General features: G+C 69.6%; 25 protein-coding genes. 7 read left to right on the top strand and 18 right to left on the bottom strand.

Annotated elements, in window-relative coordinates; translation table 11 throughout:
* Nucleotides 1-27 precede the first annotated feature (27 nt).
* Nucleotides 28-720, top strand: a complete 693-nt coding sequence (locus ACSQ11_RS07465; protein ID WP_436004508.1) for a GDSL-type esterase/lipase family protein — start codon at nucleotides 28-30, stop codon at nucleotides 718-720.
* On the opposite strand, the gene ACSQ11_RS07460 is transcribed toward ACSQ11_RS07465, so the two are convergent.
* The 7 genes from ACSQ11_RS07460 to ACSQ11_RS07430 all read right to left on the bottom strand — a co-directional run bounded on the left by ACSQ11_RS07460 (nucleotide 683) and on the right by ACSQ11_RS07430 (nucleotide 7,115).
* The gene (locus ACSQ11_RS07460; RefSeq protein ID WP_436004507.1) at nucleotides 683-1,201 is read right to left on the bottom strand and encodes a gluconokinase; all 519 of its coding nucleotides are present in this window, start codon (nucleotides 1,199-1,201) and stop codon (nucleotides 683-685) included. The genes ACSQ11_RS07465 and ACSQ11_RS07460 overlap by 38 nt on opposite strands.
* Nucleotides 1,198-2,139 (bottom strand): sugar kinase, encoded by a 942-nt coding sequence (locus ACSQ11_RS07455; RefSeq protein WP_436004506.1) that lies wholly within the window; start codon nucleotides 2,137-2,139, stop codon nucleotides 1,198-1,200. The genes ACSQ11_RS07460 and ACSQ11_RS07455 overlap by 4 nt, the downstream gene beginning before the upstream one ends.
* The gene (locus ACSQ11_RS07450; protein ID WP_436004505.1) at nucleotides 2,136-2,780 is read right to left on the bottom strand and encodes a bifunctional 4-hydroxy-2-oxoglutarate aldolase/2-dehydro-3-deoxy-phosphogluconate aldolase; all 645 of its coding nucleotides are present in this window, start codon (nucleotides 2,778-2,780) and stop codon (nucleotides 2,136-2,138) included. Before ACSQ11_RS07450 ends, ACSQ11_RS07455 begins: the two co-directional genes overlap by 4 nt.
* Entirely contained in the window at nucleotides 2,780-3,940 is a 1,161-nt protein-coding gene (gene dgoD, locus ACSQ11_RS07445) for a galactonate dehydratase (protein ID WP_436004504.1), read from the bottom strand. The genes ACSQ11_RS07450 and dgoD overlap by 1 nt, the downstream gene beginning before the upstream one ends.
* Before the next feature lie 3 nt (nucleotides 3,941-3,943).
* On the bottom strand, nucleotides 3,944-4,759 hold the full coding sequence (locus ACSQ11_RS07440) for a carbohydrate ABC transporter permease (RefSeq protein WP_436004503.1): 816 nt from the start codon (nucleotides 4,757-4,759) through the stop codon (nucleotides 3,944-3,946).
* Nucleotides 4,759-5,676: a carbohydrate ABC transporter permease gene (locus tag ACSQ11_RS07435; RefSeq protein WP_436004502.1), complete on the bottom strand. Its 918-nt coding sequence runs from the start codon at nucleotides 5,674-5,676 to the stop codon at nucleotides 4,759-4,761. The genes ACSQ11_RS07440 and ACSQ11_RS07435 overlap by 1 nt, the downstream gene beginning before the upstream one ends.
* Nucleotides 5,677-5,822: 146 nt before the next feature.
* Complete coding sequence (locus ACSQ11_RS07430) at nucleotides 5,823-7,115, bottom strand: ABC transporter substrate-binding protein (RefSeq protein WP_436004501.1); 1,293 nt, start codon at nucleotides 7,113-7,115, stop codon at nucleotides 5,823-5,825.
* A 137-nt stretch (nucleotides 7,116-7,252) separates the two neighbouring features.
* Between ACSQ11_RS07430 and ACSQ11_RS07425 the strand changes: the two genes are divergently transcribed.
* Nucleotides 7,253-8,017, top strand: a complete 765-nt coding sequence (locus ACSQ11_RS07425; RefSeq protein WP_436004500.1) for a FadR/GntR family transcriptional regulator — start codon at nucleotides 7,253-7,255, stop codon at nucleotides 8,015-8,017.
* Nucleotides 8,018-8,089: 72 nt separating this feature from the next.
* On the opposite strand, the gene ACSQ11_RS07420 is transcribed toward ACSQ11_RS07425, so the two are convergent.
* The 9 genes from ACSQ11_RS07420 to ACSQ11_RS07380 form a co-directional block, all read right to left on the bottom strand.
* Complete coding sequence (locus tag ACSQ11_RS07420; protein WP_436004499.1) at nucleotides 8,090-9,196, bottom strand: substrate-binding domain-containing protein; 1,107 nt, start codon at nucleotides 9,194-9,196, stop codon at nucleotides 8,090-8,092.
* An 87-nt stretch (nucleotides 9,197-9,283) separates the two neighbouring features.
* Nucleotides 9,284-10,534 (bottom strand): multiple monosaccharide ABC transporter permease, encoded by a 1,251-nt coding sequence (mmsB, locus tag ACSQ11_RS07415; protein ID WP_436004498.1) that lies wholly within the window; start codon nucleotides 10,532-10,534, stop codon nucleotides 9,284-9,286.
* The gene (gene mmsA / locus ACSQ11_RS07410; RefSeq protein WP_436004497.1) at nucleotides 10,531-12,057 is read right to left on the bottom strand and encodes a multiple monosaccharide ABC transporter ATP-binding protein; all 1,527 of its coding nucleotides are present in this window, start codon (nucleotides 12,055-12,057) and stop codon (nucleotides 10,531-10,533) included. The genes mmsB and mmsA overlap by 4 nt, the downstream gene beginning before the upstream one ends.
* Nucleotides 12,058-12,223: 166 nt before the next feature.
* Nucleotides 12,224-12,493, bottom strand: coding sequence for a hypothetical protein (locus ACSQ11_RS07405; protein ID WP_436004496.1), 270 nt, complete (start codon nucleotides 12,491-12,493; stop codon nucleotides 12,224-12,226).
* 27 nt (nucleotides 12,494-12,520) lie between these two features.
* Nucleotides 12,521-12,991 (bottom strand): heat shock protein transcriptional repressor HspR, encoded by a 471-nt coding sequence (locus ACSQ11_RS07400; protein ID WP_436004495.1) that lies wholly within the window; start codon nucleotides 12,989-12,991, stop codon nucleotides 12,521-12,523.
* 2 nt (nucleotides 12,992-12,993) lie between these two features.
* Nucleotides 12,994-14,025 (bottom strand): DnaJ C-terminal domain-containing protein, encoded by a 1,032-nt coding sequence (locus ACSQ11_RS07395; RefSeq protein WP_436004494.1) that lies wholly within the window; start codon nucleotides 14,023-14,025, stop codon nucleotides 12,994-12,996.
* 37 nt (nucleotides 14,026-14,062) lie between these two features.
* Nucleotides 14,063-14,686, bottom strand: coding sequence for a nucleotide exchange factor GrpE (grpE, locus tag ACSQ11_RS07390; protein WP_436004493.1), 624 nt, complete (start codon nucleotides 14,684-14,686; stop codon nucleotides 14,063-14,065).
* The gene (dnaK, locus tag ACSQ11_RS07385; RefSeq protein ID WP_436004492.1) at nucleotides 14,683-16,584 is read right to left on the bottom strand and encodes a molecular chaperone DnaK; all 1,902 of its coding nucleotides are present in this window, start codon (nucleotides 16,582-16,584) and stop codon (nucleotides 14,683-14,685) included. The genes grpE and dnaK overlap by 4 nt, the downstream gene beginning before the upstream one ends.
* A 176-nt stretch (nucleotides 16,585-16,760) precedes the next feature.
* On the bottom strand, nucleotides 16,761-17,912 hold the full coding sequence (locus ACSQ11_RS07380; RefSeq protein ID WP_436004491.1) for a hypothetical protein: 1,152 nt from the start codon (nucleotides 17,910-17,912) through the stop codon (nucleotides 16,761-16,763).
* 95 nt (nucleotides 17,913-18,007) lie between these two features.
* On the opposite strand from ACSQ11_RS07380, the gene ACSQ11_RS07375 reads away from it, so the two are divergent.
* Entirely contained in the window at nucleotides 18,008-18,154 is a 147-nt protein-coding gene (locus ACSQ11_RS07375) for a hypothetical protein (RefSeq protein ID WP_436004490.1), read from the top strand.
* 11 nt (nucleotides 18,155-18,165) lie between these two features.
* Here ACSQ11_RS07375 and ACSQ11_RS07370 read toward each other — a convergent pair whose 3' ends face one another.
* Nucleotides 18,166-19,185, bottom strand: a complete 1,020-nt coding sequence (locus ACSQ11_RS07370; protein ID WP_436004488.1) for an NADP-dependent oxidoreductase — start codon at nucleotides 19,183-19,185, stop codon at nucleotides 18,166-18,168.
* Between the two features lie 99 nt (nucleotides 19,186-19,284).
* Between ACSQ11_RS07370 and ACSQ11_RS07365 the strand changes: the two genes are divergently transcribed.
* The 4 genes from ACSQ11_RS07365 to ACSQ11_RS07350 are packed head-to-tail and all read left to right on the top strand — an operon-like array spanning nucleotide 19,285 to nucleotide 21,595.
* Entirely contained in the window at nucleotides 19,285-19,716 is a 432-nt protein-coding gene (locus tag ACSQ11_RS07365; protein WP_436004486.1) for a MarR family winged helix-turn-helix transcriptional regulator, read from the top strand.
* Between the two features lie 42 nt (nucleotides 19,717-19,758).
* Nucleotides 19,759-20,379 carry a hypothetical protein gene (locus ACSQ11_RS07360; RefSeq protein ID WP_436004484.1) on the top strand — a complete coding sequence of 207 codons (621 nt, stop codon included), beginning with the start codon at nucleotides 19,759-19,761 and terminating at the stop codon, nucleotides 20,377-20,379.
* A complete protein-coding gene (locus ACSQ11_RS07355; RefSeq protein WP_436004482.1) occupies nucleotides 20,376-20,975 on the top strand; it encodes a hypothetical protein in 600 nt (199 codons plus the stop codon). The genes ACSQ11_RS07360 and ACSQ11_RS07355 overlap by 4 nt, the downstream gene beginning before the upstream one ends.
* Nucleotides 20,972-21,595: a hypothetical protein gene (locus ACSQ11_RS07350; protein WP_436004480.1), complete on the top strand. Its 624-nt coding sequence runs from the start codon at nucleotides 20,972-20,974 to the stop codon at nucleotides 21,593-21,595. The genes ACSQ11_RS07355 and ACSQ11_RS07350 overlap by 4 nt, the downstream gene beginning before the upstream one ends.
* Here the strand turns inward: ACSQ11_RS07350 and ACSQ11_RS07345 are convergent.
* Nucleotides 21,573-22,868 carry a hypothetical protein gene (locus ACSQ11_RS07345; RefSeq protein ID WP_436004479.1) on the bottom strand — a complete coding sequence of 432 codons (1,296 nt, stop codon included), beginning with the start codon at nucleotides 22,866-22,868 and terminating at the stop codon, nucleotides 21,573-21,575. The genes ACSQ11_RS07350 and ACSQ11_RS07345 overlap by 23 nt on opposite strands.
* Nucleotides 22,869-22,924: the final 56 nt, after the last annotated feature.

Genomic DNA, 22,924 nt, shown 5'->3' with positions numbered 1-22,924 from the left:
GCCGTCCGCGCATGAGAGGCATGGGCCATGGATGCTGGCCGCGTCGTCGCCATCGGGGACTCGTTCACGGAAGGGGTGGGTGACCCGAACCTCCACTACCCCAACGGGTTCCGCGGTTGGGCCGACCGCATGGCCCGCCAGCTGGGCCGGGCCGACCCTCGGTGGGAGTACGCCAACCTCGCCATCCGGAGCAAGGTGCTGGACCAGGTGGTGGCCGACCAGCTCGACCGGGCGCTGGCGATGGAGCCGACCCATGTCTCGTTCTATGTCGGGGGCAACGACATCCTGTCGCTGCGCGCAGGTCCTCGTGTTCACCGCCTTCGACATGCGGACCACGGCCCTGCTCGAGCCGCTGCGTCGACGCGTCCTGACCTTCAACGCCGCGGTGCGCGACCTCGCCGCCACCCACGGGGCGACGCTGCTCGACCACACCCCGATGCGCGAGTACGAGGACCGCAGGCTCTGGGCCCCGGACAGGATCCACATGAACCGGATGAGTGGGAGCCGCGGGCGTGGCGCCAGGCGGTGCGCGACGAGGGCCGCTCCCTCCGGACGGAGGTGCTGCCGCTCGTGCGCCGCCGGCCGAGCGGTCGCTACGACGGGGACACGGCCGTGCCCACGTGGCCCGAGCCGATCCGGCCCGCGGACGGCATGAAGCGGCTGGCCCGCGAACGTGCGGGAGTCAGCCGTCGTGCTCCAGCCAGTCGACGGCGTCCCTGATGAGCTCGTCCGGCGATCGGCGGAGGTCGAGGACGACCCCCTCCTCGTCGTCGCCGAGGGGCTCGAGGGTGTCGATCTGCGACTGCAGCAGGCTGGCCGGCATGAAGTGGCCCTCGCGCACGGACAGCCGCTCGCGGATCACCTCGGCCGGACCGTCGAGGTGGACGAACGTCACCGACGGGGCTCCGTCGCGCAGGACGTCACGGTAGGTCCGCTTGAGGGCCGAGCAGGTGATGATCGTCGAGGCCCCCGCGGCCGAGCGCGCGGTCATCCACTCCGCCAGGGCGGTGAGCCACGGCCAGCGGTCGGCGTCGGTGAGGGCGATGCCGCGCTCCATCGTCGCGATGTTCTCCGGCGAGTGGAAGGCGTCGGCCTCGGCGAACTCGAACCCGGTGGCGTCGGCGACGCCCTGCGCCACCGTCGTCTTGCCGCTGCCCGAGACGCCCATGACCACGACGTGCCGGGTGCTCCGAGCGCTCATCGAAGGGTCTCGCCGGGCCGCAGCGACCCGAGGTCGCCGAGCTCGACCCTCGTCGGGAGACCGGCCCAGTCCCCGGTCGTGCTGGCCGACCAGGCCCCGAGCTGCACGGCACGGTCGAGGGACGCGTCCGGTGCGAGACCGTCCAAGGTCCCGGAGAGCAGACCCGCGCAGAAGGCGTCGCCCGCCCCGACCGTGTCCACCGCCGTGACGGCGACGGCGTGACGGTCCCAGCGACCGTCCGACGTGTGGAGCGAGGCACCGTCGGCGCCGCGCTTGACCGCGACCTGCGCGACCCCGCCGTCGAGCAGGGAGGCGACGGCCTCGTCCTCGGACCCGTCGGCGACGAGGTCGAGCTCGTTTTCACCCGCCACGACCATCCAGACGTGCGGCAGCAGGCCACGCAGCACCCGGGACGCGTCATCCCGGCTCCACAGGCGTGCGCGGTGGTTGACGTCCAACGAGACCCGCACGCCCGAGTCGTGGGCGAGCTCGACCGCCGACGAGACAGCCTCGGCAGCGGTGGCCGAGAGTGCAGGCGTGATCCCGGTGACGTGGAGCAGCGATGCCGCCCGGATGGTGTCGACGGGTAGGTCGTCGGCCGACAGGCGCGACCCGGCGGACCCCGCCCGGACGTAGTGCACGCGCGACAGGTCCGCCGTGCGTTGCTCGAGGAACATCAGCCCGGTGGGCGCGGCGTCGACGACGGTGTGGTCGACCTGAACACCCTCGCCACGCAGCGTCCGTAGCACCTCGCTCCCGAACGGGTCCGCACCCACGCGCCCCACCCACGAGACCGCGTGACCCAGCCGTGCCAGCCCGATGGCGACGTTGGCCTCGGCACCCGCCAGGTGCGGGGTCACCGGCGCCCCGAACCCGATCGGCCCGGAGGACCGGAACGACGCGAGGCTCTCACCGAGGGTGACGACCTCGACGTTCATGCGCGCTCCCCGGCGTCCGCGGCCCAGGACGCGAAGGCCCGGGCCCGGTCGCGCAGGGCGTCGAGCGAGCCTCCCGAGGCGGCGTCACCGACGAGCGGACCGCCCACCCCGGCGCCGATGGCACCGGCGGTGAGGTAGGCGCGGGCCTCCGAGATGCCGACCCCTCCCACGGCCATGAAGGGAATCTGCGGGAACGGGTCACGCAGGGCCTTGAGGTGTCCCGGGCCGCCGACGGACGCGGGGAAGAGCTTGACCACCTCGGCACCGGCCAACCACGCGGCATACGACTCCGTAGCAGTGAACGCGCCTGCGGCACAGGGAAGCCCACGTCGGGCAGCCTCGGCGACCGCTGGCGTCACCGCAGGAGTCACGACGAAGTCGCCACCTGCCTCGACGACGGCGGTGACGTCGTCCTCGGTGAGGACCGTGCCGACACCGACATAGGCGTCCTCGGGTGCGGCGGCACGCAGGGTCGCCACCGTCTCGAGGGCGCCGGGCGTCGTGAGGGTCACCTCGACGAGGCGGATGCCCTCCTCGAGCAGGACCCGCCCAGCGTCGAGCGACGCCTGGGCCGACGTACCGCGGACGATCGCCATGACCGGGTGCGACCGGACGGTCGACACGAGCTGACTGCGCTCCATCACCACTCCGCGAACGCGCCGTCGGGCTGGCGCCACACGGGTCCACGCCAGGCGTGGCCGACCTCGGCCGCCTTGCGGACCGCGGCCTCGTCGATCTCGATGCCGAGGCCCGGCCCGGTGAGGCGCTCGATGTGGCCGTCGACGAACTGGAGCGGCTTGGTGTCGACGAGGTAGTCGAGGACGTCGGCGCCCTGGTTGTAGTGGATGCCGATGCTCTGCTCCTGGATGAGGTGGTTCGTCGTCGCGAACGCCACCTGGAGCGAGGAGGCCAGCGCCAGCGGACCGAGCGGGCAGTGCGGCGCCAGCGCCGCGTCGAACGTCTCGGCGAGGGCGGCGATCTTGCGCACCTCGGTGATGCCACCAGCGTGCGAGAGGTCGGGCTGGACCACGGCCACCCCGGCCTGCAGGACCGGGAGGAACTCCTGCCGGCAGTAGAGCCGCTCCCCCGTCGAGACCGGCGTCGTCGTCGACTGCACGAACTGGGCGATGAGGTGGGAGTTCTCGGGCGTGACCGGCTCCTCGAGGAAGAGCGGGCGGTACGGCTCGAGCAGCGGTGCGACCCGGCGGGAGTTGGCCAGGCTGAACCGTCCGTGGAAGTCGACGGCCACGTCGCCGGAGTCGCCGAGCACCTCGCGCGCCGCGGCGACCCGCGCCACGACGCCGTCGATCTCGGCGACCGTGCCGAGCGGCGACATGCGGCCGCTCGCGTTCATCTTCACGGCGGTGAGACCGGCAGCGACCTGCTCGCCGATGTGGTCGCGGACCTCGTTGGGCTCGTCACCGCCGACCCAGCCGTAGACGCGGACGCGGTCACGGACGGCGCCGCCGAGCAGCTGGTGCACGGGTGCGGCATACCGTTTGCCCTTGATGTCCCACAGGGCCTGGTCGATCCCGGAGACCGCACTGCCGAGGATGGGCCCGCCGCGATAGAACGAGCCCTTGGTCATGACGGCCCAGTGGTCCTCGATCCGCTCGGGGTCGCCGCCGAGGATGACCTCGGCGAGCTGCTCGACGGCCGCGCGCACGGTCTCGGACCGGCCCTCGCAGGTCGCCTCGCCCCAGCCGACGATGCCGTCGGAGGTCTCGATGCGGACGAAGAGCCAGCGGGGCGCGACGAGGAACGTCTCGACGCGGTCGATGACGGAGGTGGTGGTGGTCATGGCTCAGCCCTTCGTGGCGCCGGCGGTGAGACCGGAGACGACGTACTTCTGTGCGAGGAGTGCGATGACCATGATCGGCACCGTGACGACCGTGGCCGCGGCCATGAGGCCACCCCAGTCGATGGCCGCGTAGCCGACGAAGTCGAAGATCGCGACGGGCAGGGTCTTCGTCTTCGCACCGGACAGGACGAGGGCGAACATGAAGTTGTTCCACGAGAAGATGAACGCGAGGATCCCGGCGGTCGCCATGCCCGGCGTGGACAGCGGCAGGGTGATCCGGCGGAACGCGCCGATGGGGGTGAGCCCGTCGACCTGGGCCGACTCCTCGAGCTCGAGGGGCAGCCCGTCGAAGTAGCCCATCATGATGTAGACGACGAGCGGCAGCGACACGAACATGTGGCTGAGCACGAGGACCGTGAACCCGCCCACGAGCTTGAGGTTCGAGAAGACGTAGAACCAGGGGACGAGCAGCGAGACGCCGGGGATGACGCGGGCCATGAGGACGACGAGCGCGGAGCGCTTCATCGCGAACCGGCTCATCGAGTAGGCCGCGGGGACGCCGAGCAGCAGCGAGAGGACGGTCGACGCGAACGCCACCCAGAGGCTGTTGATGATGAACGTGACGTAGTTGGCCTGTTCGAGGACGGTCTTGTAGTTGTCGACAGTCGGCGAGAAGAACAGTGCCTTGCTCGTGTCGTAGATGTCGACGTTGGTCTTGAGCGACGCCGCGACCATCCAGATGAGGGGCATGAGGAGCCCGAGGACGACGAGGACGAGGGCCCCGACCCGGAACGTCTTGTATGCCGTGCCGCCGCGCATCAGAAGTCCGCCTTCCGGCGTGAGGTGAGGGCCCACATCGAGCCGATGATGATGAGGAAGAAGAGGATGAGGACGGTCGAGCTCGTGCCGTACTCGTTGTAGTCGAAGCTCAACCCGTAGGCGTAGACGTTGAGCGTCTCGACCTCGTGGTAGCTGCCACCGCCCTTGCCCTTCGTGGCGTAGAGGATGTCGAACGTCTTGAGGGCGTCGATCCCGCGCAGCAGCACCGCGACGATGATCGTCGACTTCATGAGCGGCAGGGTGATGTAGCGGAAGCGCTGCCAGCCGCTGGCGCCGTCGATGAGCGCGGCCTCCTGCGGCTCGTCCGAGAGCGAGGTGAGACCGGCGAGGAGGATGAGGACGACCATCGGCGTCCACTGCCAGATGTCGATGAGCATCGTGGTCCACAGCGCCGAGTTCGGGCCGGCGAGCCAGGGCTGCTCGGGGATGCCGAACCAGCCGAGGACCTGGTTGGCGATGCCGATGTTGGGGTCGAAGATGAGCCGCCACATCATGCCGACGGCCACGGGCGTGGCGACGAGCGGCATGAGGATCGCCACGCGCACCCACTTCTCGCCGCGGAACGGACGCCACAGCAGCAGGGCGATCGCCATGCCGAGGACGACCTCGACGATGAGGACGACACCGGTGAACTGCACGGTGCGCCAGACCGCCGGCCAGAACCGGGCGGTGTCGGCAAGGACGTCGAGGTAGTTCTGCGCCCCGACGAACTCCTTCTCCGCGCGCACCGAGCCCTCGGCGTCGGTGAGGCTGAGGTAGAGCGTCCACGCGACGGGGAAGATGATGAGCACGACGACGAACGCCATGGCCGGAGAGGCGAAGAGCCACTTGCGGTGGGCGTTGGCCCAGCGGGAGAACCCGGACGTTCCCGTCACGGGGAGTGCGTCAGCAGACATGGAGTATCGCCTTCGTTGCCGTGGGTGCTTCGTGCAGGCACGCGGTCGTATGCCGTGTGCTCCGGGTCCCGGGTGACCGCACGCCCCGTGGGGTGCGGCCACCCGGGGTCACCCGGGATGCCCTGGTGTCAGGGCGTGGGCGGGTCTTACTTGTTCTCGTCGTCGAGCAGGGCCTGGAAGGCCTCGGCGGCCTTGTCGGCCGACGCGCCCGAGTCCTTGCCGGTGATGGCGTCGACGATCGGCTGGCCGACGAGCTCGCGGGCCTCGGGGACCTTGACGACCTGCGGGCGGTCGAATCCGACACCGTTCTCGGCGCCGGCCTTGGCGGCCTCGACGAGGTCCTTCGGGTAGGTCGACGTGGCGTCGGCGTCGTTCGCGACCGAGGTGCGCGCACCGGGGACGCCGGCCTTCTGGTTGGCGAGCGTCTGCTCCTTGCTCGTGGCCCACTCGATGAACTTCCAGGCGTTCGCCTTGTTCTCGGAGGCCTCGTTGATGCCCAGCGCCCACGACGGGACGTTGTAGGGCTTGGAGCCGGCGGGGCCCTCCGGGAACGGCGCGAAGCCCACGGTGTCGGCGACCTTGGACTTGGCCGGGTCGGTGGCGTTCTTGTAGAGCGAGCTCGCCTCGGTGTAGAAGGCGGCCTGACCCTGGGTGAAGATCGCCATCGCCTCGGGCCAGCTCATGTCGGTGCTGACGTTCTTGGGGCCGTGGTCGTGGATGAGCCCGCCGTAGTAGGCGTAGGCCTGCTTGGCCTCGGCCGAGTCGACGGCGGCCTTGCCCGAGTCGTCGACCCACGCGCCACCGAAGCTGTAGAGGAAGCCGGAGAACTGCGTGACGGCGGCGGTCTTGCCGGTGCGGGCGACGAAGCCGGCGACGCCGGGGTTCGCGGCCTGGACCTTGGCCGCCGCCTCCTTGAGCTCGTCGAGCGTCTTCGGCGGGGCGCTGAGGCCGGCCTTCTGCAGCAGGTCCTTGCGGTAGTAGAGGACCTCGGTCTCGGTGATGAGCGGGACGCCGACGACCTTGTCGTCGTACGTCGTGGCCTCGACCGGACCGGACTGGAAGTCGCTCCAGTTCCACTCCGAGGCGCCCTTGGTGTCCTCGGTGATGTCGGACAGGTAGCCGTTCTTGCCGAAGAGCTTGCCCTCCTGGAGGGGGCGGTACATCATCACGTCGAGGTCGCTGGTGCCCGCGTTGAGCTTGACGTTGTACTGGTCGGACAACTGGTCCTCGCCGAGCTGGGTGAGCTCGACCTTGAGGCCGGTCGCCTTCTCGAACTCGGGCAGGGCCGCCTTGATGTTGTCGGTCCACACGTGGTTGGCGAGCGTCACCTGGATGGTCTTGGACCCGGTGCCCTCGTCGTCGCCACCGCCACCGCACGCCGAGAGGCTGAGCGCCGCGGCGAGTGCGAGGGTCGATCCGATTGCTGTACGTCGCAACACGTCGATCTCCTTGGATATCCGGCCGCCCCGCCATTGGAGCCGTCGCCGCGGCGGACTTCACGTCCGTCTTGTCCGCGAGCATAAGGTCATAAGTCTGACTTGTGCAAGAGTCTGCGCTCGCTCGTATGATTTGTGACGTGCCCACCGATGCGCTCCACGACGACGACTCCTCCGGCCTCCACGGGCGCCTCGTCGAGTCCCTCGGGCTCTCGATCTGTGGGGGCGAGCTGCCCCCCGGCACGATCCTCTTCATCGACGACCTCATGGCGCGGCACTCCGTCTCGCGCTCCGTCGTGCGTGAGGCCCTGCGGGTGCTGTCCTCCATGGGTCTCGTCACCTCGCGCCGCCGGGTCGGGACGGTCGTGCACGACAGGTCCGCGTGGAACGTGTACGACCCACTGGTCATCCGCTGGCGTCTCGCGACGGGCGGCCGCCTCACCCAGCTCCGCTCGATCACCGAGCTCCGCACCGCCGTGGAGCCGCAGGCTGCGCGCCTCGCAGCCGAACGCGCCAAGCCGCTCGAGGCCTCCGAGCTCGTCACCCTCGCCGGCCAGCTCTGGGCGGCGGGTCAGGACGGGCGGATGGACGACTTCCTCCGCCTCGACGTCGAGTTCCACAAGAGGGTCCTCGCCGCCTCGGGCAACGAGATGTTCGAGCACCTGCACAAGCAGGTCGCCGAGGTCCTCGCCGGTCGCCACGCCTACGGCCTCATGCCGCACCACCCCCACGTGGACGCCCTCCAGCTGCACAGCGACGTCGCCGCCTCGATCCAGCGCGGTGACGGCGACCGGGCGCACGAGGCGATGGTGGCGATCATGGACCGGACCATGGGCGAGACCCGTCAGCTCTGGGAGCAGCAGGGCAACGAGTCCGAGACCGAAGCGGCCGCCGTCGAGGCCTGAGTCCGGACGCACCTCGGCCCCGCCACCCACGAGGGTGCCGGGGCCGAGGTCGTGGACCGCGAGGGTCTCAGCTCACTGGGTGAGCTTGGACAGGGTCGGGTCGTTGGCGTAGGCCTCCTTGGCGTTCGCCTTGGTGACGATGAGCGGCTCGAGCAGGTTGGCCGGGACGACCTTGACGCCGTTGTCGTAGGACTTCTCGTCGTTGACGGTCGGCTTCTCACCCTTCTGCAGCGCCTGGACCATCTCGATGGTGGCCTTGACGAGGTTGCGGGTGTCCTTGTTGATCGTCGAGTACTGCTCGCCGGCCATGATCGACTTCACGGACTCGACCTCGGAGTCCTGACCGGTGACGACCGGGACGGGCTTGCCGGCGGCCTTGACCGAGGTGATGATCGCGCGGGCGAGGGTGTCGTTCGGGGAGAGGACGCCGTCGAGGGCGGCCGACGAGTAGGACGCCGAGAGCAGGGTGTCCATGCGCTTCTGCGCGTTCTCGGCCTTCCAGCCCTGGGTGACGGCCTGGTTGAAGGCGGTCTGGCCCGAGGTGACCTTGAGCGTGCCGTCGTCGATCTTCGGCTTGAGGACGCTCATGGCGCCGTCGAAGAAGACCTGGGCGTTGGCGTCGTCGGGCGAACCGGCGAAGAGCTCGATGTTGTAGGGACCGGACGGCTTCTTCGCCGCCATGCCCTCGAGGAGAGCGTTGCCCTGCAGGACACCGACCTTGAAGTTGTCGTAGGCGACGTAGTAGTCGACCGCGTCGGTGTTCTTGATGAGGCGGTCGTAGGCGATGACGGTCGCGCCGGCGTCCTTGGCCGCCTTGACCTGGGTGCCCAGCTGGGCGCCGTCGATGGCGCCGACGACGATGACCTTGGCGCCCTTGGTCACCATGGACTGGATCTGGTTCTGCTGCTCGCCGACACCGCCGTTGGCGAACTGGACGTCGGCCTTGAAGCCGGCCCCTGCGAGGTCGTCCTTGAAGAGCTGCTCGGCGAGGACCCAGTTCTCCGAGGTCTTCTGCGGGAGCGACACCCCGATGAGCGAGTCGCCGGCGAACCCACCGCTGCCGCCCGAGGCGGAGCTGTCGGAACCCGAGGCGGGGGTCTCGTCGTCGGCCCGGCCGCAGCCGGTCACAGCGAGTGCGGCGACGGCGGTGACTGCCATCAGCTTGGTGAGGGAACGCATGTCGTCTCTTTCTTTCGTATGCCGTGGCGCACCCGGGGCGGAAGCGTCACTGTGATGCGTATTCAGTTGTGCGGCAACCTGCTGACCTCAGGACTCCTGCTTGACGGTCTCCGCCGTCTCCTTGGTCGCCCGACCACCGAAGTTCTGCATGATGAGGCCGGTGATGGAGCGACGACCCTGGCTCTTGTTGTAGACGTCGAAGGCCACGGCGGTGAGCAGCACCAGGCCCTTGATGATCTGGGTCATGTCGGCGCCGATGCCGAGGAGCTGGAGGCCGTTGTTGAGCACGGCCATGACGAGACCACCGATGACGGCCCCGACGACGGTGCCGACACCACCGGTGACCGCGGCGCCACCGATGAAGACGGCGGCGATCGCGTCGAGCTCCCAGCCGACGCCGTCGGAGGGACCGGAGGACGTGGAGCGGGCGGCGAACATCATCCCGGCGAGCGCGGCGAGGATCGACATGTTCATCATGACGAGGAAGTTGACCCGCTTGGAGCGCACACCGGAGAGCTCGGCGGCGTGACGGTTGCCACCGACGGCGTAGATGTGGCGACCGATGATCGTGCGGGTCGAGATGAAGCCGTAGATGAGGACCAGCGCGCCGAGGATGAGCGCCGAGATCGGCAGCGAGGTGCCGGGCCGGCCGGAGGCCATGAGCATGACCACGGCGAGGATCGCGACGCTGATGAGCGCCAGCCGGATCCACATGACCGTGCCGTCCTCGAGGTCGGCGCCGATCTTCTTCTGGTTGCGGCGGTTGCGCAGCGTGCCACCGATGATCGCCGCGCACACGACGATGCCGATGAGCAGGGTGAGGTTGTTGTAGCCGGTGTTGGGCCCGACCTCGGGGAGGTAGCCCGACCCGATCTTCTGGAAGCTCTCGCTGACGGGGACGGTGTTGGACTTGCCGACGTACTGGTTGGCGCCGCGGAAGATGAGCATGCCGGCGAGGGTGACGATGAACGCGGGGATGCCGACGACGGCGACCCAGAAGCCCTGCCAGGCTCCGACGACCGCGCCGATGCCGAGTCCGAGCAGGACGCCGACCCACCACGGGATGCCCCAGTCGCGCATCGCGATGGCGACGACGATGCCGGCGAAGGCAGCCACTGAGCCGACCGAGAGGTCGATGTGCCCGGCGATGATGACGAGCACCATGCCGATCGCCATGACGAGGATGTAGCTGTTGCCCTGGAAGATGTTGATGACGTTGCCGGGGTCGAGCGTCAGCCCGTCGGTGAGGACCTGGAACAGCACGATGAGGAAGACGAGCGCGAAGATCATCCCGAACTGACGGGTGTCCCCACCGAAGATCTCCTTGAGCTTGTTCATGCAGCGTCCTTCGGGGTCGTCGAGGTCTTGGTCATGAGCCGCATGAGCGACTCCTGGTCGGCGTGCTCCTTGTCGAGGACGCCGGTGACCCGGCCCTCGCTGATGGTGTAGATCCGGTCACTCAGCCCGAGCAGCTCCGGCAGCTCGGAGCTCACGACGATGACGCCCTTGCCCTGGGCGGCGAGGCGCTGGATGATCCCGTAGATCTCGTACTTGGCACCGACGTCGATGCCGCGGGTGGGCTCGTCGAGGATGAGCAGGTCGGGGTCGGTGAAGAGCCACTTGGAGAGCACGACCTTCTGCTGGTTGCCGCCCGACAGCTTGGCGACGTCGTAGTCGACCGACGGCGTCTTGGTGCGCAGCTGCTTGCGGTAGTCGTCGGCCGCGGAGTGCTCTGCCCGCCGGTCGATGACGAGGTTGTGCGCGATCTTCTTGAGCTTGGCCGACACCGTCGTCGTCTTGATGTCGTCGAGGAGGTTGAGGCCGAGGGTCTTGCGGTCCTCGGTGACGTAGCCGATGCCGGCGTCGATGGCCGCCGGCACGCTGCGCAGGTCGACGCGCTTGCCGTTGAGCGTCATCTCGCCACCGAGCCACGTGCCGTAGGAGTGCCCGAAGATCGAGCGCATGAGCTCGGTGCGGCCCGAGCCCATGAGACCCGCGAAGCCGACGATCTCGCCGCGGCGGACGAAGAACTCCGACTGCTTCGCGACGAGCCGCTCCGGGACCTGCGGGTGGGCGACAGTCCAGCCCTTGACCTCGAACATCACCTCGCCGATCTCGGGGGTGTGGTCGGGGAAGCGCGACTCGAGCGAGCGCCCGACCATGCCGCGGATGATCCGGTCCTCGTCGACGGCGCCCTCGCGCACGTCGAGCGTCTCGACCGTCTGGCCGTCGCGGATGATCGTGATGGCGTCGGCGATGGCCTCGATCTCGTTGAGCTTGTGGCTGATCATGATCGAGGTGATGCCCCTGCCCTGCAGGCCCCGGATGAGGTCGAGCAGGTGGCGCGAGTCCTCCTCGTTGAGCGCCGCCGTGGGCTCGTCGAGGATGAGCAGCTGGACGTCCTTGGCGAGGGCCTTGGCGATCTCGACGAGCTGCTGCTTGCCGACACCGATGTTCTTGATCGGCGTCTCGGGGTCCTCCTCGAGCCCGACCCGGGCGAGGAGGTCGCGCGCGCGGTTGTTGGTCTTGACCCAGTCGATCGCGCCGCGCCTGGTCTCCTCGTTGCCGAGGAAGATGTTCTCGGCGATGGAGAGCTCGGGGATGAGCGCGAGCTCCTGGTGGATGATGACGATGCCCGCGTGCTCGGAGTCACGGATGTTGTTGAACGTGACGTCGGCGCCGTTGAAGCGGATCGTCCCGTCGTAGGTGCCGTGGGGGTGCACGCCCGACAGGACCTTCATCAGGGTTGACTTGCCGGCGCCGTTCTCGCCACAGATCGCGTGGACGTCACCACGGCGGACCGTGAGGTTGACGTCGGACAGGGCCTTGACACCGGGAAATGTCTTGGTGATGCCCGTCATCTCCAGGATGGGCGCAGAACCGGCCACATCGTCTCCTCGTCGACATCGAACACCGTGGACCTCACTGGCCTCGGTGGACAGGATGCTAGACCCAAGATCTGTCAGCCACGCAACGTTCCGGAGCCGGACGCACGGCTTGTCCGGTGGACAAGCGGAAGTGGACAATTCAGGGAAGGCTCGGCTCCGGGTCGTACCAGCCGTCGCGCTCCTCGGCGAGCGCCGAGAAGCGGTCGCGCAGACCACCCTCCACGGGTCCGGAGGGGTCGTCGACCATCTCCTCGCGCACGTGGACACCCCAGTCGGCGTCCTCGGCGTCGTCGTCACCGGCGTGGGCGACCCGGATCACCCGGACCTCGGTGAAGCCCTCCTCGATGAGCTCGGCGGCGATCTCGTCGGCGGTCTCGCGCTCGGGGAAGATCAGCAGGTGCTCGGTCACGCAGCGAAGCGTATGCCGTCCGCGCACTCAGGGACGCCAGAGGACGAGCGCTCGGGACGCCGAGCCGGCGCCCTGTCCCGAACCCGGGCGACGGCGAGGCCGCTCGCCGAGCCGGCTGGCGAGGATCTCGCCACCGGGGCCGACGGAGAAGACGCGTGACCCGCCCGAGGCGGCGGCCCGGAGCTGCTCGACCTCTCGGGTCAGCTCGGCGACCCGCGAACGCAGCGCGTCGACGGAGTTCTCGAGCTCGAGGATCCGGGCGATGCCGGCGAGGCTGACGCCCTCCTCCTGGGAGAGGCGCTGCACCTCGCGGAGCAGCTCGACGTCGCGCGCCGAGTAGCGGCGCCCGCCGCCTCGGGTGCGCGACGGCGTGACGAGTCCGAGCCGGTCGTACTGGCGCAGCGTCTGCGCGTGCATGCCGGCGAGCTCGGCCGCGACCGAGATGACGAACACTGCGGCGTCGTCGTCCGGTCGCGGCGTCGCTCGGCGCGCAGCCACGGTCAGGCCTTCGCCTGCTCGACGAGACCGGCGCGCGGGTCGAGCCCCTCGGCCTCCGCACGCAGCACCTCGACGGCCTCTCGGGCGCGGTCGGACAGCTCGTCGGGGACGAGGACCTGAACCTTGGCGAGCAGGTCGCCCGTCGAGGACGAGCCCGCGACGCCGCGACCCTTGACGCGAAGTACGCGACCCGACGGCGTGCCGGGGGCGATGCGCACCTTGACGCTGGAGCCGTCGAGCGTCGGCACGGCGACCGTGGCACCGAGAGCCGCCTCGGCGAAGGTCACCGGCAGGTCGATCGTGAGGTTGTCGCCGTCGCGCCCGAAGACCGGGTGCTTCTCGACGGTGACGGTGAGGATGAGGTCACCGGCGGCGGCCCCGGGCTCACCGGGCTGGCCCTTGCCGCGGAGCCGGATCTTCTGCCCGTCCTTGACGCCCGCAGGGATCCGGGCCGTGATCGTGCGGCCCTCGGCGGTCCGCAGGGTCACCGTCGAGCCCTCGACGGCGTCCCGGAACGGGAGCGTCGTCGTGGCCTGGACGTCCGCGCCCTTGCGCGGACCGCGGGGGGCGCCGTAGCCGGCATACCCGGGTTGCGGACGACCGCCACCGCCGGCGGCACCGCCGAACATCTGCGACAGGAGGTCGTTGATGTCGTCGCCGCCACCGGGGCCGCCGTAGGACTGACGGCCGCCGGTGTCGAAGCGGACCCGCGACCCACCGCCACCGCCGAACGCGCTGAAGATGTCGTCGAACCCGCCGTTGCCACCGGCCCCACCGGCCGTGAAGCGAGCACCGCCGTGCGCCATCTGCCGGACCGCGTCGTACTCCTCACGCTGCTTGGGGTCCGACAGCACCGCGTGGGCCTCGCCGATGTCCTTGAACTTCTGCTCGGCAGCGGAGTCCCCGGGGTTCTTGTCGGGGTGGTGGGTGCGCGCGAGCTTGCGGTAGGCCTTCTTGATCGCCCCCGCGTCGGCATCCTTGGGGACGCCGAGGATCGCGTAGAAGTCCTTCTCGAACCAGTCCTGGCTCGCCATCAGCGCCTCCTTCCGGACGTCGTCTCGTGAGTATGGGTCACTCGGGGTCGGCCACCGCGACCCGCGCCGGGCGCAGGACCTGGTCACCGGTGCGGTAGCCGCGCTGGAGCACCTGGACGACCGTCGTCGTGCTCGCGTCCGCCGGGAGCTCCGGGTTCGAGGAGTCCCAGGCGGCGTGCATGAGCGCCTCGTGGTGCATCGGGTCGAACGGCTCGCCGACCTCGCCGAAGCGGGTCAGGCCGAACTTGCCGAAGCTCGCCTCGAGCTTGTCGGCGATCGCGGCGAACGGGCCGTCGGTGAGGTCACCGTGGTCGCGCGCCGCCTGGATGTCGTCGAGCACCGGCAGGACCGTCTCGAGGACGTCGCGCACCGCGCGCTCCTGGACGAGGGCCCGGTCGCGGTCGACTCGACGCTTGTAGTTGACGTACTCGGCGTTGAGCCGCTGGAGGTCGTCGAGGCGCTGGGCCGCGAGCACCGTGTCGGGGTGCTCGCCGCCCTCGGCAGCCACGTCCTCGGCCGCGGGGGCGGTGGCCCCGGCCGGAGCCGGAGCCACCTCCTCACCGTCGTTGGCCGACTCGGTGTTGATCGCGTCGGACGACTCGTCGTCCACGACCTCGCCGTCGAAGACCTCGTCCTCACCCGGCATACGAGCGTCGGTCACTTCTTCTCCTCGTCGTCCTCGACGACCTCGGCGTCGACGACGTCGGAGTCATCGTTGGCCTGCGCGCCGGCCTGCTCGGCGCCGTCCGACGCCTCGCCACCGGGGACGTCGCCGGACTCGCCCTGCTCGGCGGCCGCGGCGTACATCGCGGCGCCCATCTTCTGGGACTCCTCGTTGAGGTGGTCGATCTTGGCCTGGACCTCGTCGCGGGACAGCGTCGACTCGGGCTTGATCGCCTCCTTGAGGTCCGCGAGCGCGGTGTCGACCGGGCTGCGCTGCTCGTCGGTGAGCTTGTCACCGGACTCGCTGAGGAACTTCTCGGTCGAGAAGACGAGCGACTCGGCCATGTTGCGGGTCTCGGTCTCCTCGCGACGCTTCTTGTCCTCGTCGGCGTGGGCCTCGGCGTCCTTGACCATGCGGTCGATCTCCTCCTTGGACAGCGCGCTGCCGCCCGAGATGGTGATCTTCTGCTCCTTGCCGGTGCCGCGGTCCTTGGCCGTCACGTGGACGATGCCGTTGGCGTCGATGTCGAAGGTGACCTCGACCTGCGGCACGCCACGCGGGGCCGGCGCGATGCCGGAGAGCTCGAAGGTGCCGAGCGCCTTGTTCTGCTGGGCGATCTCGCGCTCACCCTGGAAGACCTGGATGAGGACCGACGGCTGGTTGTCCTCGGCCGTCGAGAAGACCTCGGAGCGCTTGGTCGGGATGGCCGTGTTGCGCTCGATGAGCTTGGTGAACAGCCCACCCTTGGTCTCGATGCCGAGCGAGAGCGGCGTGACGTCGATGAGAAGGACGTCCTTGCGCTCACCCTTGAGGACACCGGCCTGGAGCGCGGCGCCGAGCGCCACGACCTCGTCCGGGTTGACGCCCTTGTTGGGCTCCTTGCCACCGGTGAGCTCCTTGACGAGCTCGGTCACGGCCGGCATGCGGGTCGAGCCACCGACGAGGACCACGTGGTCGATGTCGGAGAGCTGGATGCCGGCGTCCTTGATGACGTTCTGGAACGGCTGCTTGGTGCGGTCGAGGAGGTCCTTGGTCATCTGCTCGAACTGGGCGCGGGTCAGCGTCTCGTCGAGGTGGATGGGGCCGTTCTCGCTCATGGAGAGGTACTGCATCGAGATCGTCGTCGAGCTGGCCGAGGAGAGCTCCTTCTTGGCCTGCTCGGCGGCGTCGCGCAGACGCTGCATGGCGATCTTGTCCTTGGACAGGTCGACGCCGGTGTTGTTCTTGACCGTGGTGAGGAGGTGCTTGACGACGCGGTCGTCCCAGTCGTCACCACCGAGCTGGTTGTCACCGCTCGTCGCGCGGACCTGGATGGTCGAGAAGCCGTCCTCGGGGTCCTTGCCGACCTCGAGGAGGGACACGTCGAAGGTGCCGCCGCCGAGGTCGAAGACGAGGATGAGCTCGTCCTCCTTGCCCTTGTCGAGGCCGTAGGCGAGCGCCGCGGCGGTGGGCTCGTTGACGATGCGCAGGACGTTGAGGCCCGCGATCTCACCGGCCTCCTTTGTGGCCTGGCGCTCGGCGTCGTCGAAGTAGGCGGGGACGGTGATGACCGCGTCGGTGACGGGCTCACCGAGGTAGGACTCGGCGTCGCGCTTGAGCTTCTGGAGCGTGCGCGCGCTGATCTCCTGCGCGGTGTACTTCTTGCCGTCGATGTCCTCGCTGGTCCAGTCGGTGCCCATGTGGCGCTTGACGGAGCGGAGGGTGCGGTCGGCGTTGGTCACGGCCTGGCGCTTCGCGATCTCGCCGACGAGGACCTCACCGCCCTTGGAGAAGGCGACGACCGACGGGGTGGTGCGGCCGCCCTCGGCGTTCGCGATGATCGTGGGCTCGCCACCCTCGAGGACGGCGACGGCGGAGTTGGTGGTTCCGAGGTCGATACCGACTGCACGGGCCATGTGACTGTCTCCTTGCGTTGAGCTGGGGTTGAGTTGCTGTCACTCAAGTTAGGAGCCGGTATGCCGTGTGGCAAATCCGCGCGTCAAAACTTGCGTTCACTCGACTCAACTCTCGCCCGGGGGCCCGTGTTCCCCCGGGCGCCAACTTTCTTGCGCCGGGCCTTCTGGTGGAGACGTCAGGGCGCGGGGCGGGTGTGCCGGATCGCCACGGTGCACGCCGGAAGCCTCGACAGGTTGTTGGTCGGGTCGTTGTCGGAGACCGTCGCGAGGTAGGGGAAGAAGCGGTTGTCCTCGTTCTCGTCGACGTGGACGTCGGCCTCGCGCCCCGACTCTCCGCGCACGAAGAAGGTGTGGGTGCCGGCCGCGATGGCGTCCATGACCTTGCCCTTGGGCATGGCCCACGGGGTGCCGTCGGGCAGCGTGCCACCCAGGGTGCTGATGAACGGCTTGCGCCCCGCCCTCTGGATGCCGGTGACCTGCCACCGACCGGGGGCGAGGGTGTCCGTCACCGGGACCCAGAACTCCTCGATCGGCTGCCACACCTGCCCGTGCAGGTTGTAGTTGTAGTCCGACGACTCACGTCGCCCCGCTCCGCGGTCCCAGATCTGCTCGTGGATGTCGATCCGCTGGTGGGTCGTCGTGGCCTCGAGCTGCGTCTGGCTCCAGAAGCGGGTGACGATGCCCTGGAAGTTGTCGGGGTCCGATGCCTCGACGATGGCGGCGGGCAAGCTCAGGGCGCGCACGATCGCGGCGACGGCGACGTCCTGCGCGTAGCGGTTGAGGCGGCCCACCACGCGGGTCATCCGCTGGGCGAAGTACTCACGGGCCACGGCCTCGGCCGACGTGCCCTCGGCCATGCCACGCAGGATCTTGGCGCCGACGCCGTCGAGGTCGATGTCGGCGATCGCCTCGGTGAGCTCGACCCTGATGAGCTCGTTGATCTTCGCGTGCGCGGCCTCGGCTCCCGCATCGGACGTCATGTCCTCCTCGAGCAGGATCGCGACGAGGGCGAGCTGGCCCGGGACCTCCACCTGCTGCCCTGCGGCGTTGATGACGATCGGCTGGAGCGTGGTGTCCACGTGGCCGAGCTGGGCCGGGAGGGTGCGGTTGGCCCCGATGCCCATCGGGCCACCGACGCTGCCGTGGCTGCCCGGGGAGAAGACGAACCCGGGCGCCCCGTCGAGGTTCGGGGCGTCCGGGCGGTGGGTGATGGTGCGACCGTCGATCGTCACGACGATGACCCACATGTAGGGCTCGCTGTCGCTCTCGTCGGCGCCGTGGAAGCAGAACAGCTTGTCGAGCCGGATCCGGACGGGGATGGTGGCCATGGTCGCTCCTGGGGTCGGGGTCGGTCATCCCTGAGGAGCGGGGCGCGGGCCCGCAGATACACCAGGTGTCGGTGGCCGGCCCTAGCGTTCTCGGCATGGCAGACGACGGCACCGTGCGACACCTGCGGGTGGTGCGCGCAGCACGCCCGGTCGAGGTCGTCGGCGACGACCTCGACCGCGAGGCGTACTGGGCGCGGCTCGAGCAGCTGCGCGCCGAGCGTGAGCGGCTGCGCGCCGGCTGACCGCTGGGGGCTCAGCCCAGCGAGACGATCATCTTGCCGGTGTTCTCGCCGCGCAGGAGGCCGAGGAAGGCGTCGACGCCGTTCTCGATGCCCTCGACGGCCGTCTCGGCGTACTTGAGCTCGCCGGAGGCCAGCCAGCCGCCGACCTCCTCGACGAACTGCGGCTGGAGCGCCGCGTGGTCGCCGACGAGCATGCCCTGCAGGCGCAGCCGCTTGCCGATGACGAGCGCGAGGTTGCGCGGTCCGGGCGTCGGCTTGGTCGCGTTGTACTGCGCGATCATCCCGCAGATGGCGGCGCGGCCCCTGACCTTGAGCGACGAGATCGCGGCCTCGAGGTGCTCGCCACCGACGTTGTCGAAGTAGACGTCGATGCCGTCCGGAGCAGCCTCGCGCAGCTGGTCGGCGACCGGGTCGTTCTTGTAGTTGAAGGCGGCGTCGAAGCCGTACTCCTCGACGAGCAGACGGACCTTCTCGTCGGAGCCGGCCGAGCCGATGACGCGCGAGGCGCCCTTGAGCCTCGCGATCTGGCCGACCTGGCTGCCGACGGCACCGGCCGCGCCGGAGACGAAGACCGCGTCGCCGGGCTGGAACGACGCGACCTCGAGCAGACCCGCGTATGCCGTGAGCCCGGTCATGCCGAGGACGCCCAGGTAGGCCGAGAGCGGGGCGATCGTGGGGTCGACCGTGACGACGACCGAGGCGTCGACCTCGGCGTACTCGCGCCAGCCGAGGCCGTGCAGCACGTGGTCGCCGACGGAGATGCCCTCGGCGGCGGAGGCGATGACCTCACCCACGGCGCCACCCTCCATGGGGCGGTCGAGCTGGAACGGCGGGGTGTAGGACTTCACGTCGTTCATCCGACCGCGCATGTAGGGGTCGACCGAGAAGTGGAGGTTGCGCACGAGGACCTTGCCCTCAGCGGGAGCGGTGACCTCGGCCTCGCGCAGCGCGAAGTCCTCGGTCGTCGGCCAGCCCTGCGGACGGGCGACGAGGTGCCACTCACGGCTGGACGTGGGAAGTGCTGCGGTCATGGGTGGAGGCTCTCCTCGGGTGCGACAGAAACTTCAGTACGTGAAACACCATGCTCCGAGATATTTCAGGTTGTCAAATACTTGGCCTATCGTGGAGGCATGTCCACTCCCCGCCCTGACCCCCTGACCTTCGAGGTCGTCGACCTCATCGGGTCCGTGGTGGCGCGCTACCACGAGGAGTACGACCGGGCCGCGGCGCAGCACTCCCTCACCGGCGCACAGGCCCGGGTCCTGGCCCTGCTCGCCATCGAGCCGCTGCCCATGCGCCAGGTCGCACGGACGCTCAAGTGTGAGCCGTCCAACGTCACCGGGATCGTCGACCGGCTCGAGGCCCGCGGCCTCGTCGAGCGACGTCCCGACCCGGCCGACCGTCGGGTCAAGGTGGCCGCGATGACGGTCACCGGAGCCCGCACGGCACGCCTGCTGCGCGACTCGCTCGGCTTCGCGAGGGAGCCCCTCGCCGAGCTCTCGCGCGCCGAGCGGACGACCCTGCGCGACCTCCTGCAGCGGATGGTCGGCGAACAGCAGTAGTCCTGGCCTCTCCGGCCCCCCGGATTCCCTACACTCCCTGCCATGGGGGAGAACGCGAGGGCTGGACGAGGCGTGCTCGGGCGCGCCCGCGGCTTCGTCACGGGCCGGCCGACGAGCCAGAAGGTCGGCGGCGGGGTCGCCGCGGCCCTGCTCGCGAGCGCACCCTTCGGAGGCCTGGCCGGCACACCGGAACCCGGGCCGGAGCCGATCGTCGCCGGCAAGGCGATCATGGTCGGCCCCTACGAGGTGGTCGTCGACAAGGTCGTCGAGCTGCCCGATCTCAAGCCCGCGGTCTCGCCGTTGCCGTCACAGCGCGTCGTGGTCCTCGACACCCGTGTCACCCTCACCGGAGACCGACCGGAGTACGGCGTCACCCTCTCCAACAACATCGCCGTCTCCGGGGGCGGGGTCAAGATCGTCGAGGCGCCCAACCTCTACTTCGTCGAGGACGCGACGCGGATGTCGAACTTCAACCCGGGCCTGACCTACCGGTTGGCGCTCGCCTACGTCACCTCCGGTCCGTGGCAGGGCGACTCTGTCACCGTCAAGGCCAACCTCGTGGAGTTCCGCGAAGAGGACAAGCAGACGCTCGACCCCGACGCCTGGGTCGCCCGCGACGAGGTCCAGTGGCAGGGCAGCCTGCCCCTGGTGAGGCGACCGTGAGGCGCGCCATCGCCACCGGCGCCCTCGTCATCGCGGCCATGGGTATCGGACGTGTCATCAACGACCGCATCCCGCTGGGTGATGTCGCCGACAGCGCGTTCGTCCACCCCGGGTCGGTGGGCAAGCCCGTCCCCCTGGACTACGCCGACGTCACCGTGACCGGCATCCACGTGACACCGACGATCATGGGCAACCCCGCGTCGGCGGCCGGTGGGCGCTTCCTCGTCGTCGACACCGAGATGGTCGCCACGAAGGCCCCGACGTTCGTGGCCGGGTTCTTCCTCGTCGACAAGCACGACCGGCGCTGGATCGCCTCCACCCGCGGCCCCGAGTGCGCCCAGAACGCCAACCTCTCCACCGGGGTCCGCCACTACGCGAGCTTCTGCTTCGACGTCCCCAAGAAGGCGCTCGACGGCGCCCACCTCATGGTGACGCGCGGCGCCTGGGACTCGCACGAGGCGCAGTTCCGCCGCGACGACCTCGCCGACATCGACCTCGGCATCGCCGCCTCCGAGGTCGACGACCTCTGGGCGAGCAAGGACGCCGTCAACGTCAAGGAGAGCGGACCCGTGCCGCCCGCGGAGGCCCGCCGATGAGGACCCGACCCAGCCGGTGGTGGATCGCGGGCGTCCCGTTCGCCGTCGCCGCCATGCTCGCCGCGAGCGGATACCGCGTCCCCGTGTTCTGGTACCAGTCCGGCCAGCACCACGAGATCGCCGACGGGGACGCGCAGGAGTGGGTGGACGTCGCCGAGCAGACCTCGGACGCCCACGGGGACTTCACTCGGCGCTACTCGGTGAGGCTCGCGGGGCTGGGAGGCGAGAGCACGGCATACGAGGCTCGCTCCGACGAGTTCACGCTCGCCGACGGCATGGTGGCACGGCAGGTGCGCCTCGACTTCAGGGCCGACCCGAGCCAGCCGCTCATGCACTGCGCGCTCACGCTCGTCGACGACGAGGGTCGCGAGTACCGCGTCGGCCACCCGTTCGACGAGATCGGCGAGAGCATCGCGAACTGTGTCCCGGAGGAGACTCCCGGCCCCAGCATGCCGGTGCTCACCGCGCAGAAGCGCGGCGTGCTGCCGGAGAAGGAGCTGCCGCGACCGAGCGAGTGGTCGGTGACGCCCGCCATCGCCGTGCCCAAGAACGCGACGTTCGTCGCGCTGCGGATCTCGTTCGAGAACCCGGACTACGTCACGCTCCGGCTTCCGCGCTGACCGCGGTCGGCGCGACGGGCTCGGGGTCGTCGACGCGGTCCACCCGCAGCTTGGGCCCGAGGAGCCAGTCGATCGCCGCCGCGAGCAGCGCCGCCGCGAGGACCATCGTCACCGCGAGCCCGACGGACTTCTCCAGGGGCGAGAACGCCAGCCAGGTCTTCGTCTCCACCGGACCGATCACGAGACGCAGCAGCTGGGCGACGAGCCACGGGACCCGCAGGACGAGGAGGAAGGCGAGGCAGAAGGTCAGCATCGGGAGCAGCCCGGCGGTCGCCATCATCCGCAGCCCGTTCCAGAACGCCGACCACCGCTCGCGCACGTCGGCGAGAAGCCCGCCGCCGAAGCGGCGCACCGGCGCGGGGATCCTCTCCCAGCGCGGGTTCGGCTGCGTCGAGGCCTCTTCGGGCCCTGAGAGCTTGTGGCCGAGGACGACGGCACCGACGGTGATCCATGCGAGCGGCACGATGACGACCGCGTCGACGGCGCCGAGCAGCCCGAAGAGCCACGTCGTCGCCGTGTCGACCGGGTTCGCCAGCGGTCCCAGGGTGCTGACCACCTGGTCGTACTGGTCGAGGACGAGTCGCGAGGCCCGGCGGTCCTCGACCCACGTGACACCGGCCTCGCGGATGTTGGCGACCTTCTGCGCGACCTGCGAGGTGTAGTAGACCTCGACGAGGGCGCCGACGAACGCCAGCCAGAGGAATCGCGTGACGCTCTCGAACCGGCCGAGCGCGTAGCGCAGCACCCACGCGATCGCGACGATGGCGAGGACGACCTGCCAGTCGTAGATCGCGAGCCGACCCGCGAAGTCGTAGTCGATGTCCTCGGAGAGGCTGAACTGGTTGAACTCCGCGTAGGCCGCCTCGTTGGTGAACCTCAGCAGGTCCTCCTTGAGCAGCCCGTAGGACACGTAGACCGCGAGGAAGGGCACGAGCACACTGACGGCCACGTCGACGAGCCGCATCTCGCGCTTCTCCGTCGGCGCCTGGCGGGCCTCGCGCTGCGCGAGCGCGGCGACGTTGGGCAGGGCGCCACGGGTCATCCAGAGCATGGCGATCATCGCGAGCAGGAACCCGAGCGGGGCGAGCACGAGGATGAGCTGGGCGGCGAAGGCGTTGTGGTCGCTCACGACGACGGCGAGCCAGAGGGCCCCGCTGCGCAGCGCGAGACCGAGGCATGCGATGACGACGAACGGTGCCCAGTAGGCGCGCAGGACCCGCCACGCCGACACGAGCACGGCCGGGATGTCGCGCACCCTCATCTCGTCGTTCATGCACTCCCCCGATGTCGTCGCCCGCCGCGAGCGCCCCTGCTGACGACCGGAGCATA

Origin of the sequence: Knoellia sp. LjRoot47, assembly GCF_964253435.1 — a bacterium.
GTDB lineage: Bacteria > Actinomycetota > Actinomycetes > Actinomycetales > Dermatophilaceae > Knoellia.
The sequence above is the reverse complement of the archived record's forward strand: the minus strand, read 5'-3'. Positions and strand labels throughout refer to the sequence as shown.

What these genes read in the sequence shown, in the direction of transcription:
- ACSQ11_RS07465 (WP_436004508.1), top strand. Translation starts at nt 28, where the DNA reads ATGGATGCTGGCCGCGTCGTCGCCATCGGGGACTCGTTCACGGAAGGG.
- ACSQ11_RS07460 (WP_436004507.1), bottom strand. Translation starts at nt 1,201, where the DNA reads ATGAGCGCTCGGAGCACCCGGCACGTCGTGGTCATGGGCGTCTCGGGC.
- ACSQ11_RS07455 (WP_436004506.1), bottom strand. Translation starts at nt 2,139, where the DNA reads ATGAACGTCGAGGTCGTCACCCTCGGTGAGAGCCTCGCGTCGTTCCGG.
- ACSQ11_RS07450 (WP_436004505.1), bottom strand. Translation starts at nt 2,780, where the DNA reads ATGGAGCGCAGTCAGCTCGTGTCGACCGTCCGGTCGCACCCGGTCATG.
- dgoD (WP_436004504.1), bottom strand. Translation starts at nt 3,940, where the DNA reads ATGACCACCACCACCTCCGTCATCGACCGCGTCGAGACGTTCCTCGTC.
- ACSQ11_RS07440 (WP_436004503.1), bottom strand. Translation starts at nt 4,759, where the DNA reads ATGCGCGGCGGCACGGCATACAAGACGTTCCGGGTCGGGGCCCTCGTC.
- ACSQ11_RS07435 (WP_436004502.1), bottom strand. Translation starts at nt 5,676, where the DNA reads ATGTCTGCTGACGCACTCCCCGTGACGGGAACGTCCGGGTTCTCCCGC.
- ACSQ11_RS07420 (WP_436004499.1), bottom strand. Translation starts at nt 9,196, where the DNA reads ATGCGTTCCCTCACCAAGCTGATGGCAGTCACCGCCGTCGCCGCACTC.
- mmsB (WP_436004498.1), bottom strand. Translation starts at nt 10,534, where the DNA reads ATGAACAAGCTCAAGGAGATCTTCGGTGGGGACACCCGTCAGTTCGGG.
- mmsA (WP_436004497.1), bottom strand. Translation starts at nt 12,057, where the DNA reads ATGACGGGCATCACCAAGACATTTCCCGGTGTCAAGGCCCTGTCCGAC.
- ACSQ11_RS07395 (WP_436004494.1), bottom strand. Translation starts at nt 14,025, where the DNA reads ATGGCGAGCCAGGACTGGTTCGAGAAGGACTTCTACGCGATCCTCGGC.
- dnaK (WP_436004492.1), bottom strand. Translation starts at nt 16,584, where the DNA reads ATGGCCCGTGCAGTCGGTATCGACCTCGGAACCACCAACTCCGCCGTC.
- ACSQ11_RS07380 (WP_436004491.1), bottom strand. Translation starts at nt 17,912, where the DNA reads ATGGCCACCATCCCCGTCCGGATCCGGCTCGACAAGCTGTTCTGCTTC.
- ACSQ11_RS07375 (WP_436004490.1), top strand. Translation starts at nt 18,008, where the DNA reads ATGGCAGACGACGGCACCGTGCGACACCTGCGGGTGGTGCGCGCAGCA.
- ACSQ11_RS07370 (WP_436004488.1), bottom strand. Translation starts at nt 19,185, where the DNA reads ATGACCGCAGCACTTCCCACGTCCAGCCGTGAGTGGCACCTCGTCGCC.
- ACSQ11_RS07365 (WP_436004486.1), top strand. Translation starts at nt 19,285, where the DNA reads ATGTCCACTCCCCGCCCTGACCCCCTGACCTTCGAGGTCGTCGACCTC.
- ACSQ11_RS07360 (WP_436004484.1), top strand. Translation starts at nt 19,759, where the DNA reads ATGGGGGAGAACGCGAGGGCTGGACGAGGCGTGCTCGGGCGCGCCCGC.
- ACSQ11_RS07350 (WP_436004480.1), top strand. Translation starts at nt 20,972, where the DNA reads ATGAGGACCCGACCCAGCCGGTGGTGGATCGCGGGCGTCCCGTTCGCC.
- ACSQ11_RS07345 (WP_436004479.1), bottom strand. Translation starts at nt 22,868, where the DNA reads ATGAACGACGAGATGAGGGTGCGCGACATCCCGGCCGTGCTCGTGTCG.